Raw genomic sequence first — 1119 nt, 5'->3', positions numbered from 1 at the left:
ACTTCGGTTTTCTTCTGAACTTGAATATCTTTCTCAGAAAAATCAGAAGAGGACATCTGAACGCCACAGTCTCACTCCTTTCTGGCATCGACCACCTGAAAGGTGCGAAGTTTGTTGTTCTTCGATTCTCTCCACTCGATCTCGATGGGGAAGGCGAACTCCGGTTGAAGCCTTCCCTCCTTTATCCACTTTCTTGACTCTTCGTTCCTGTAGATCGCGGGACTGGCCAGAACCACGAGTCTCATAGGGCCATCGACCACGATGACCTCGTCTATCGTCTCTTCTGCGGAGAGCTTTTCGACAATCTTGTTCATCACCTCTTCTGGCGGAAGAGGTTTCACATTCACGAGGGCGATGTTTCTTGAAAGCGGCCCGATGATCTTCACGTTGGCGAGTTCCGGCTTGAAGCCATGTTCTTCGAGAACTCTGAGAAGGATCTCGTTTGCAGTGGAAACGGCTTTTCCGTGGTAATCCGGGTTTATGAGCATCTTCAAAAGGTGTTTCAGTTTGCAGCCCTCTCTTCCAGCAGACTCACCGATCTTCTTCACTTCCAGTCCGAGGAACTTCAGCATCTCGTTTATCTCTTCTTTCCCGACCCTGTAGAGTGGTGAGTAGACACCGTCGAAGATCTTCAGGCCCGTTTTTCCCCAGCTGTCGGAGGCGTTTGCACCGCTCGCAACGAGGTGACCCTGAGCGTATCTTTTCACCAAAACGGTCTTCACGTCGCGGGTGCAGGCGTTGCAGGATGGACCGTGTCTCCAGACCTTCTCCTGCATCCTGTTAGAAGGAATGAAAGTGTGCTTCAGGCCGTGTTTTTCTGCGAAGCTTCGAACAATCTCTCTCGATCTCTCGTAGGTGTAAGGGCCCCAGTCCACGGTGACGAGCTCCACCCTTTCTTCTCCGAGGGCCATCTTCGCCAGGATTGCCACCAGCGAACTGTCCTTTCCCCCGGAGAAGGCAACATAGAGCTTCCCGTCTTTCACGGTTTCTCTTATGTCCTCGACGATCTCTTTTACAAGGTCTTCAACTCGAATCGTACTTCACCCCCGTCCAGTTCGAGGACGGCGTAAGAGCCTTCAGCGAGGCTTCCCGGGTTCAGAAATCTCACACCAGCTTTCA

1 protein-coding gene is annotated in these 1119 nt (G+C 51.9%); it reads right to left on the bottom strand.

Annotation, left to right across the window (positions count from 1 at the left end):
* Positions 1-71 precede the first annotated feature (71 nt).
* Positions 72-1007 (bottom strand): hypothetical protein, encoded by a 936-nt coding sequence (locus tag M663_RS0113345; RefSeq protein ID WP_273702747.1) that lies wholly within the window; start codon positions 1005-1007, stop codon positions 72-74.
* Positions 1008-1119 lie beyond the last annotated feature (112 nt).

It is taken from the genome of Thermoanaerobacter sp. A7A, assembly GCF_000445185.1.
Taxonomy (GTDB): domain Bacteria; phylum Bacillota; class Thermoanaerobacteria; order Thermoanaerobacterales; family Thermoanaerobacteraceae; genus Thermoanaerobacter.
Note: the sequence above shows the minus strand (reverse complement) of the source record. Positions and strands in the feature narration are given on the sequence as shown.